Source organism: Microbacterium sp. T32 (assembly GCF_001619615.1).
Taxonomy (GTDB): domain Bacteria; phylum Actinomycetota; class Actinomycetes; order Actinomycetales; family Microbacteriaceae; genus Microbacterium.
This window is the reverse complement of record NZ_LQQP01000044.1, coordinates 1-10,246: the sequence shown is the minus strand read 5'-3', so window position 1 is coordinate 10,246 and position 10,246 is coordinate 1. Positions and strand designations below refer to the sequence as shown.

Sequence of the window (10,246 nt, the reverse complement as noted above, 5' to 3'; positions counted from 1 at the left end):
TCGCCGCCAACAGCATGTTCGCGCTGGCCGAAGCACACCGCCTCGATGACGCCCGCGTGCGCGACCGCGCCCTGTCGGAGTGGACCCGCCGGGAAGGCGATGGTCTTCCGCTCTATCTGGCCGCGCTCCAGGATCAGCTCGTCGGCCGTCTCGACGACCTCGCGCGGGCTCACGCGGAACGCCTGCGGGCCGAGATCCGCGACGACCTCCGCCGTGAGATCGACGCGCACCAGCCGGTGTGGTCACGGCTGCGACGTCTCCGTCGGCGCGTCGGGCGCGGGTGATCGCGCGCGGCGTGGCAGCCACCGATCGGGGCGCTTCACCCGCACAATGATGGCGTGATCCCCGCCAACGACGTCCAGTCATCCCCCACGGCACGCAAGAACAGGCGCTGGGGCGTACCCGTCGGTGTCATTGCACTGCTCGCCCTGGCCGGCTGCGCGACGCCGGTCGGAGGCGCCACGTCTTCGACGACGCCGAGTGCATCGGCATCCGTGGCTCCGTCGTCCACTCCGAGCGCGGCGGACACTCCGACAGCGGTGCCGACGCCCTCGGTCACCCCGTTCTCGGGAGACGTCCTCATCGTCACCGCCGAGGTCGTCGGTGGCAATCTCGAAGTCACCGCGATGATCCCGAGGGTCTCCGAGGGAGACGGTACGTGCACCCTCGAACTCGTCGGTACGGACCGCACACTCTCGGTGACGGGCACCGAGGGTAAGGACGTGACCTACTGCGGAGTCATGTCGATCCCTCTCGACGCCCCCTCGAGCACTCCGCAGTTCCGGGTGCGGTACGAGTCGCCGTCCACACGCGCCGAGTCGGCCGTCTCCACGGTCGAGCCGGCGCCGTGACCGTACGGTCGCGCCCTCGCGCCGCCCTCGCCGTCCTCGCTGCCTGGGTGTGCGCGGCAGCCCTCCTGGTGGCGCTGCCCGTTGCCCTTCCTGCAACGGTGGCTCCGGCCGCGTCCGCGTCTGCGGCCAACGCGGCCGACTGGAACCCGGGCAACATCATCGACGATGCCGTGTTCTTCGACGGGTCGGTTCTGGGCGCGTCGGACATCCAGGTCTTCCTTCAGAAGCAAGTGCCGAATTGCCGAAGCGGCTACACCTGCCTCAAGGACTACCGGCAGAACACCGACGACCGGCCGGCGGACAAATACTGCAACGGATACGCGGGCGCCGCGAACGAGAGCGCCGCGACGATCATCGCCAAGGTGGGTCTTTCCTGCGGGATCAGCCAGAAGGCATTGCTCGTGCTGCTCGAGAAGGAGCAGCGGCTGGTCTCGTCGACCTGGCCCGAGGACTCCCAGTACAAGGCCGCCACCGGCCAGGGGTGTCCCGACACCGCGCCGTGCGACTCCGCCACCCAGGGGTTCTTCTATCAGGTCTATTACGCGGCCCGGCAGTTCGAGGTCTACCGCCTGAACCCGACGTGGTGGGGCTATCAGTCGGGGCGCTGGAACAACATCCTGTACCACCCCTACAACAACTGCGGCACGCAGCGGGTGTTCATCGAGAACGCGGCAACGGCCGCGCTCTACATCTACACGCCGTACGTGCCGAACGCCGCCGCGCTGAACAACCTCTACGGCACGGGGGACTCGTGCTCGGCGTACGGCAATCGCAACTTCTGGCGGATCTACACCGACTGGTTCGGGTCGACGCATCCGCAGGTCAAGCGCGTGGTCTCGGTGGGTAACGACATCTACCTCACGTCCGGCGGCCGGCGCTACCACATGCCGCCCCACGCGTGGCCCCAGTGGCAGCTCGTGCTGGGCGACCCCACCCCGGTCACGGCGGACTATCTGGGACGCTTCGCGGACGGGGGAGATGCCAGCCTCTACATCCGGAACTCGACCACCGGGGCGGTCTACTACCTGGATGCCAAGCAGCTCCATTACTTCAACAGCTGCGAGCTGATCGGTCTGTGGGGAGGCAATTGTCAGAACCTCATCATCGATGTGACCGGTGACGATCTCGCGTCGATCCCCGTCGGGGGTCCGATGACCCCGTTCGGGCGCGTCGACTCGTCGAGCCCGACGTATCAGATGAACGGCGCACGGCTCGTTCCGATGTACGACTCGGCAGTCGCCTCGACCTTCAACTACGGTGCCGTTCCGTACGCGGCTCTTCTGCCGACGTCCGTCGTCGCACGCTCCACCGTGAGTTCGCAGACGCGGTTCGCCACGGCCCAGTTCATACTGTTCCAGGGAGATTCCCGGGTCTGGTTGCCCACGGCGGATGGGAGGCTGTTCTACCTTCCGTCCTGGCTGCGTGCGGGGGAGCTTGGTATGCCCAGCAACGTCTTCAGCACGAACGTTCCGATTTCGGCGGCCAAGGACTGGCCCCAGATAGGAAACCTGGAACCTTTCGTGGGCTGTGGCACGGGAATCTTCTATGCCGCGTCAGGTCAGCTCCGACCGGCGTCGCGGGCGGCCGCCGCTGGGTTCACCGTCGCCGCGCTGGATAGCGACACGTGCGGTGCGCTGAACCTCTCGACGGAGGCACCGGGGCTCGTCTTCATCCGTCCGGCGGGAGACACGCGGATCTTCTACGCCACCAACGGTGTGTACCGGCACGTGACATCCGTCCCGCAGTTGCAGAGCCTTGCCGGAACTGTCTCGCCGCGGGTGCTGACTGTGAGCGCCGCAGCGTTCGCGCTGCTGCCTCTCGGGCCCGCGTACTGAGACACCACCGACACCGGCGGGGCGGCGGGCGGAAAGGACACGCCCGTAGGGCCACGTAAGCTTTATGGGTTGGTTCGGGAAGGGTCGAGAATGCTGCATCGAGTGATTAGGAAGCTTTTTCGCGTCGTCGCGCGCGTGATCGAGCGCATCTCGGCGGCGCTGTTCCAGCTCTCTCTCCTTGTGGAGCTTGGCCCGAGGGCCTTCCGTGCACGTCGCCGCGCGCTCGGACGGCTGCGTGCCCGAGAGGGACTCGTCTTCCCCAACGGAATCTCCACTGCTCTCACTCAGAACCGTTCTGTCGGGTGGTACGCGATCGAGCGTCCTCAGATGGTGATCGCCCTCTACGGCACACCGTCTCCGTCCCTGAGCGCGTGGATGGCCCGCGTGTCCGATCGCCTCAACGTCCACTTCCTCGTGGGCGAGGCGGCGGTTCCGTTCACGCGCAGCTTGCGGGCCGACGCGTGGACACGCACGGGGGTGCGTGGATCCGCGGAGTTCGATCTCACGGAGGTGCTCGCGTACATGCATGCGCGTCGTCGGCGGTGGGATCTGCTCCTTCTCGATGCGGCGCAGCCGCTTCCTGAGGTCGCCGAGATCGTGCGGATGCAGTTCGCCGCCCACGAGTACAACTCAGACAAGGAAATCGGGTTCGTCACGCCCGCGTACCGAGTCGATGACCGGGTGACTGCCGGATTTCAGTTCGACCGGCGCCGGGGCGAGTTCGTGGCCAGCGCGAGCGGCGTCAAGGACTACGGTCAGGACGACATTCCCCGCTACGTCCTCACCGCCGCAGCCCATGGCTTCCTCGCCACGTCGTACGCGCTCGACCGCGTGGACGTGCCCGCTCGTCACATCTCGGGTGAACGACTGGACATCCAGGTCGGTGAACTGGTCCGGAAGGGCTGGGCGGGGAACATCCGCACCCTCTGCTTCAGCCCGGTGGTGCTCGATGTACGCGAGCTGCCCACCGTGACCGCAACGCCGGATACGAGTGAATGGCTCATGCGTCGCACCGTCTCCGAGGACGGAGAGCGCGTCCGGATCATCTTCGTCCTGACCGCGACCACCATCAGCGGCGGCATCCGGGCCGTTTTCGAGATCGCGAACGGTTTGGCGGATCGCGGAATGGACATCGAGGTCTGGTCTCTCCAGGGCCAGCCGACGTGGTTCGATCTGGCGGTACCAGTGCGGACGTTCGACAGCTATGGCGATTTGCTGCTCTCGCTCCGCAACGCGGACGCGATCAAGGTCGCGACGTGGTGGGAGACAGCGGAGATCGTCTGGCTCGGATCCGTGAACCACGGCCTCCCGGTCTACCTGATCCAGGAGTTCGAGACCTGGTTCTTCCCGGACGATCGTGCCGTGCAGGCGGCGGTGGTGGCGGGATACCGCCCCGAGTTCATCGGCATCACCGAGGCTAGCTACCAGATCGGCGAGCTGGAGGAGATCGGCATGACGGCGACGCTCGTGCCGCACGGTTACGATGACTCCGTCTTTCACCCCCTGCCGGGCTGGGAACGCGAGACGGACAGCGTTCTGGCCGTCGGTCGCTCTTTCTTCCAGAAGAACTTCGCGATGACCGCGCGTGCGTGGCGAGCAATGGGGGAGCGTCGCCCCCTGCTTCGCATGTTCGGTACCGAGCCGGACATCCTCCAGGACGACCGCGTCGACTACGTCGTGCGGCCGCTGGATCCGCAGGTCAACGAGCTCTACAACACCGCAGCGATGTTCGTGCAGACCTCGCGGCATGAGGGGTTCTGCCTTCCGGTCCTGGAAGCCATGGCGGCGGGCTGTCCTGTGATCACGACCGACTCGCACGGCAACCGGGACTTCTGTCGGGACGGCGTCAACTGCATCGTCGTCGGACAGGATGACGACGACGCCCTCGTCGCCGCTATCGATCGCCTGCGTTCGGATCCCGAAGAGCGCGATCGGCTGCGTCGCGGTGGACTCGCGACGGCGGCACAGTACCGCTGGCCCACCGTTCTCGACATCGTGGCGGAGTTCTACCGGCGCGTCGCGGACACGGGCGCCCGTGGTGGGGCGTTCGACGACACCGGCATCAATCAGCGGTAGCGCGTCAGCGCTGGCCCGAAGCGGAGTCCTCGGCGGGCTTCTCATCGCTTCCGGGGATGAGGCTGGCTTCCCACGTCGCGATCGCGTGTCGGAGCGGGCGCGTCGTCACTGACCACTTCCAGTCGTCCCGCACCTTGTCCACTCGTCGACCTATCCGTCGGTTGTACCTGGATCGCGACATCCGCAGCATCGCGTCCTTCATGGCATCGACGTCCTCGCAGGGGACGACTATTCCGAGCTGATTTTCTCCGATGTAGTCGGCGAACCAATCGCCTTCGGTAACGATGCTCGGCAGACGGGCCCAGAAGTGATCGAGGATGCGGGTGCGGAAGGCGTAACGCGTTTCGAATGACGGACGGTGCGCGGAGACCGCGGCGTCGGCGTCCAAAAGGTAGTCCGCCCGTTCGTCGGCCGGCACCCACCCCTCGGTGAAGTAGACACCGTTGCCGAGTACTCCCAGCCGCCGGGCGAGGGATTGCGCGCGTGCCACCGCGGGGGGAGTGCCGATCAGAGCGTTGGGATGCGCCGTTCCGTAGAACGCCAGACTCACGCGTCGCCCCTGGTCGCGCAATTCTGCGACCGCGCGGATCGGTGTCTCGGCATCGAACCAATCCCAGATACCTCCGGCCCACAGCAGAAGAAAGTCGTCCTCGGGGATGCCGAGATCCTCACGGAGCGCCAACCGGCGAGCGACCGGTTCATCGTCCTGCATCCCGAACGGCACCAGACCGATGACGTCGTCGACCGTCCGGCCTCTCAGAGTGCTCGGGCGCAGCGCTCCGGCGGCGAGGGCGTATCCGATCCAGAAGTCGCGCTGCCGTTCGTTCGAGGTGACGAAGTAGGCGCCGGCGCGAAGAGCGATACGGAACTGCCGGAGAACGTTGATGAAGACCGCGTCCTTCTCCTCCGGGTCGGAGAAGCCGCCTATGGCCTCGGCGCCGATCGCCTCGGCGGGGAGAGCGTTGTAGAGGTCGAACACGAACCGCGCTCCGCCCGCGGAACTGCGCCGGATCACGTCGCGGTCGAGCACCTGCGAGTACGCCACATCGTGCTCACCGATGATGCGCACCAGCTCATTGGCGTCTCCGTAGGTCCGAACGGCATAGGGTTGCCCACTCAACAGGAGGGCGGCATCAGCGTCGCCCGCGCTGACGGCGAGGGTCACGGTAGCCACGTCGGTCAGCTGCTCGGCGATCCTCACCGAACGCAAGCCCGGCCCGGCCATCCGCTTGCCGACGACGTCCGTCGCGATCACCACGACCCGCGCTCGTTCGGATGCGCCGTTCGTGATCGATATCATGAAGGTTCCTGACTTTCGCTGACGGACGTAGACCGACATGTTGCATACTCTTCGCGGGGCAGCCAACCGCCTGTACCGCCATCTGCCGGAATCCTGGAAGTCGGAGTACCGCGCGCGGCGGACACGTTCGTCCTATCTTGCCAACACCCGCGGCCAGTCGATCGATGACACTACGGCGGCAGCTGCCCGCGCGTGGTTCCAATCCCACGCGCGCCCCCTGACGATCGTCATCCCGAGCTACAACGATGTGCCTCTCGTGCGGGAGGCCGTCGCCAGTGTCGAGCGCACCTATCCCACCGCCGATTGGCGCATCATCATCGTCGACGACTACATCGATCCGGACGTGGTGGCGCGGTTGCGGCAGCTCGAGGGTCCTCGCGTCAGTGTCATCGAGAAAGACACGCGTCGAGGGTTCTCGGGGACGATCAACGTCGGGATGGCCGCGGCGGACGACGACATCATCCTGATGAACAGTGACATCGTCGCCCAACCGGGGTGGCTGGAGGCGCTGCAGTACAGCGCGTACGCGATCGATCCCCACATCGGTCTGGTCAGTCCCCGTCTTGTCTACCCCGATGGGCGGCTGCAGTACGCCGGGCACTACCACGCGCGCCAACACGCTCCGCAATGGTGGAGCCACTTCCACACCGGCGCGCCCGCAACCCGACCGGCCGCGAACGTCGCGGGATACAACCGGGGGGCATCGGGCGCCTGTCTCTACATCACGCGAGAAGCGTTCGACCGGTTGGGCTTTTTCGACGACGAATTCTGGCTCGGATTCGAAGACGTCGACTATGCGATGCGCGCGTGGAAGCTCGGCGTGCGCAGCTATTACCAGCCTGCGGCACTGCTGATCCACCATGAGTCGGCGAGTCGGGGTTACAGCCAGGGCCACCGCGAACTCGCGTCGATGCGACGTTTCTGGGGTCGGTGGGAGGAGCAGTTGCTCACCCGTCATGTGCCCGATGACGCGCCCCTCGACGTGGTGCTCGGGCCGGCATCCGGACCCCTCTGGGAGGCCTACGTCCGTTCCCTCGCGGATGCACAGACGGCTCGGGTCGTCACGTACCACCGCGTCTCGTCGGCCGAGCGGGACGAGGACGTGATCGCGCGCCTTTCGGGGGGAGACCGGATCGTCCTGGCGGCGGACTGGACCGCGGCGGAGACGGTGTGGCTCGCGACCGCCGCCGGCGGACTGCCCGTCTATCTGCTGCCGGGAATCGAAAGCGCGTCGCATCCCGGCGATCCTGCGCTCCAGGCGCACATCATCGCCGGGTACCGTCCTGACTTCGACTACATCGCGCCGAACCCGTGGACCCAGCGGCAGCTCCAGCACGAGACCGCGTGGGAGGCGCGAGCCCGCATCGCCCCCGCTCTCGTTCCCGCGGCGCTTCCCGTGGCGAGCGAACGGGTCGTGGTTGTCATCGGGGCTTCGGCGCCCGAGCGCGACGGCATCCGGCTCACTCTGCGCGAATTCGATCACGTCCTCTTCGCTCTCGACGACGTCGACTCGTCCGCTGACCTCGAAGCGGTCGTGCGGCGGAGACCCCGCGCGGTCATCGACCTCGTCGCGCGCGCCAACTCCCTGGTGCCCCTCGCCCTGATGTCGTGCGGTGCCGCCTACATCTCACCCAGCGATCCGGTGCTGGGGCATCAGGTCATGGACGGATACAATGCTCTTCGTTTCGATCCCCGCGATCCGGGTGGGCTCACGCGTGCTTTGGTGGATGCGATCTCACGCGACGCCGTGTGGTCAGAGCTCCGACGCAATGGGCACGCGACCGCCGAGCGCGCGGCCGCGTTGGCGCCCGAAGAGTTCGATCGCGCCCTGAAAACCTTCGCGGCTTCACCGATCTGAGTGACACGCCGACCGCGACGAAGGCTTCAGTTGCGTAGGGTCATGGCGGTCTCGAGGAGTTCGACAGCTCGCGCGTCGAACGAATGATCCCGACGGATCCGTTCGGATATCCGAGAGAGTTCCGCCGGCGATGGGAAGATCGCTTCCGAGGGTCGACGGAGAAGCGTGAGCAGCTCGTCGATAGAGCGGTAGGTCACGACGGCACCGCTGAAGATGTCATCGATCCCAGCCACGTCGTCGGAAACGGCTCGGCCCCCCGCGGCGACGACGTCGAAGAGTCGATTCGAAACGAACCCGGCCCGCTGCATGGCCGGCCAGTGGTCGTTCATCACCACGTCGGCGCTCTCGTAGAGCAGGGGGAGGTCGGAGTTTGGAACGCTGCGGGCAACGACCGCGTGGGCCGGGATGTAGCCGGTCCAATCAGGCCCGTACACGCTGAGCTGCAACCCCGCTCGGAGGGGCTCGACGACGGAGGGTCGTGCGATCCCGCGCGCCGTACCCACGAAGACGCGTTCGCCGGTCCGCGGCACGCCGTGCGGATGGAACCGCGTCGGATCCGTGCACTGCAACAACGTCTTGATCTCGCGCCTGAAGGTGCGGGACGCGGTCTCCGCCCAGGCCGCGGAGGCTGCGAAGACGGCGTCGTATCCCTCCAGCTGATCGGCAGTCATCTCGTCGGGATGACTGATGATCCACATCATCGAGGTCGCACCGGCCTGCGGCCGGATCGGTTCTGGACCTCGGAGGGCGAGCACTACATCGTCGAGCACAGCGGTCGCTCGCTCACGCGCGGCGTAGGCGTCCACGATGACGTCTTGCCCATGGCGACGGAGGGCATCGGCGAGGCCACGCGCGAAATGTGTGTCGCCCCAGTACTCGCCGGGCCGTCCCGGTGGCGCAGCGATCTTTATCGCCCACCGAAGGCGGGGGAAACGGCCGGCCGACACCGCGTCGGTTCGTGGACGTCGGACGATCCGTCCTCTCATCGGTTCCTGGGCTGTCATAAGACCGGCCGGGCGCAGGTAGTCGTCGAGGTCCGTGTCCGAGGAGTCGACGAAGTCGCCCGGCGGTGGTTCCCGCCGCGCCCGCACGACCGCTCCGACGAGGGTGCGGTCGCCGATCGAGTGCACCGTGCCTCCCGGCCGAGCGAACGTGGATCCGGCGATCCGCGGAACCGGGAGGACTTCGCCGGCTGCAAGGGCATCTTCCGGGGGATGCCCTGCGAGCAGATGGTGGAAGTGGTGATCGCGGACGATCAGCCCGGCGGATGCGATCGTGCCGTCCAGGTCGAGCCACAGCGGCGCGACGGGACCCTGCTCGCCCGCCAGAGCGAGCAGTTCGAGATGTGCCGAGGCGATCTCCGAATCCGGTCCCCGCACGACGGTCACGCCCGTTCGACGAGCCACGGTCTTTCGCGCAGGAGCCGAATCGGCAGGATGGACGGAAGTGTTGGGTCGCCAGAGCGGAAGCAGGGTACATGCCAGCCATACCTCGAAGCTCCCTCCTTCGGGAGTGAGGAGCAGCGCGTCCTCGTCCGCCGAGGCTGCAGCGACCATCTGCTCGAGTGCGTACGCGAGATCGGCTTCGTCATCAGAGAGCCTGCAGACGAACGTTCGCGCGCTCCGCACCTCGTGCGAGGATCCGCTGGATACTCGTGTGCCCGCGGCCGCAATCCGCTGCACGACCTCACGCCACGACACGACGGTCGTGACGCCGCCCTGATCGAACGACATCTCGTCGACCGCGCGGGCCTCACGCCAGCGGTGACCGAGCGGCCCTCCGGGGTCGGCCAGCGACGCCGGATGATCCTCGGCGTAGCGCACGGCGTCCCAATGGATGCTCGCTCGGATTCGGCGCGGATCGTTCACCAGGTACGCGTAGAGCGCGGGAACACGGCCGACGTCCGAGAGCTGGGAGGCGATAAGCCGTTCCATGGCGAGCGGATTGAGCGTGACACCTCGCCGAAAGCCTCCACGCACGTAGGCGCGGAGAGCCGCGCGCGGCGACCGGAAACCCTGGGCACGGATGACGTCCTCGTCGATGATCTGAGCACGCAGGATCGTCCTCGTCCACCACATTCGGTCGATCTGCTCGACGGCCGGGCGGAAGAGTCGAGACCCCCTGAGCCGACGGATAGCCGAGCGCGCGAGCGCCTTCGTCGCAGAGGGAGTCACGATTTTCACGCCCGCCCTCCGGCGGCGTCGATGTGCTCGTGCGCGCAGTCCTCGGCTCGCGAACGGGCCAAGACGAAGCGCGGCCGGGTGTCTGTCGGCGGGACGGTCTCACCGACGTTCGCGAATCCGGCGGCGCCGGTGACGACGAGGGT

At 67.0% G+C, this 10,246-nt stretch carries 6 protein-coding genes and 1 pseudogene; 5 read left to right on the top strand and 2 right to left on the bottom strand.

Annotated features, from left to right (window positions below; all coding sequences use genetic code 11):
* From AVW09_RS18065 to AVW09_RS14720, 4 genes and pseudogenes are all read left to right on the top strand, one after another.
* Positions 1–284 (top strand): annotated as a pseudogene (locus AVW09_RS18065) (glycosyltransferase family 2 protein); the annotation flags it as partial.
* 54 nt (positions 285–338) lie between these two features.
* Positions 339–851, top strand: a complete 513-nt coding sequence (locus AVW09_RS14730; protein ID WP_063258774.1) for a hypothetical protein — start codon at positions 339–341, stop codon at positions 849–851.
* Positions 848–2,686 carry a hypothetical protein gene (locus tag AVW09_RS18060; RefSeq protein ID WP_197462659.1) on the top strand — a complete coding sequence of 613 codons (1,839 nt, stop codon included), beginning with the start codon at positions 848–850 and terminating at the stop codon, positions 2,684–2,686. Before AVW09_RS14730 ends, AVW09_RS18060 begins: the two co-directional genes overlap by 4 nt.
* A 90-nt stretch (positions 2,687–2,776) precedes the next feature.
* A complete protein-coding gene (locus AVW09_RS14720) occupies positions 2,777–4,762 on the top strand; it encodes a glycosyltransferase family 4 protein (protein WP_082823008.1) in 1,986 nt (661 codons plus the stop codon).
* Between the two features lie 4 nt (positions 4,763–4,766).
* Here the strand turns inward: AVW09_RS14720 and AVW09_RS14715 are convergent, their stop codons facing one another.
* Positions 4,767–6,062 (bottom strand): glycosyltransferase, encoded by a 1,296-nt coding sequence (locus AVW09_RS14715; RefSeq protein WP_063258771.1) that lies wholly within the window; start codon positions 6,060–6,062, stop codon positions 4,767–4,769.
* A gap of 40 nt (positions 6,063–6,102) precedes the next feature.
* On the opposite strand from AVW09_RS14715, the gene AVW09_RS14710 reads away from it, so the two are divergent.
* The gene (locus AVW09_RS14710; protein ID WP_231901856.1) at positions 6,103–7,920 is read left to right on the top strand and encodes a glycosyltransferase; all 1,818 of its coding nucleotides are present in this window, start codon (positions 6,103–6,105) and stop codon (positions 7,918–7,920) included.
* Between the two features lie 26 nt (positions 7,921–7,946).
* On the opposite strand, the gene AVW09_RS14705 is transcribed toward AVW09_RS14710, so the two are convergent.
* Complete coding sequence (locus AVW09_RS14705; RefSeq protein ID WP_063258769.1) at positions 7,947–9,998, bottom strand: glycosyltransferase family protein; 2,052 nt, start codon at positions 9,996–9,998, stop codon at positions 7,947–7,949.
* Between the last annotated feature and the right edge of the window lie 248 nt (positions 9,999–10,246).

Coding starts and splice junctions, on each gene's coding strand:
- AVW09_RS14720 (WP_082823008.1), top strand. CDS start 2,777: ATGCTGCATCGAGTGATTAGGAAGCTTTTTCGCGTCGTCGCGCGCGTG.
- AVW09_RS14715 (WP_063258771.1), bottom strand. CDS start 6,062: ATGATATCGATCACGAACGGCGCATCCGAACGAGCGCGGGTCGTGGTG.
- AVW09_RS14705 (WP_063258769.1), bottom strand. CDS start 9,998: ATGTGGTGGACGAGGACGATCCTGCGTGCTCAGATCATCGACGAGGAC.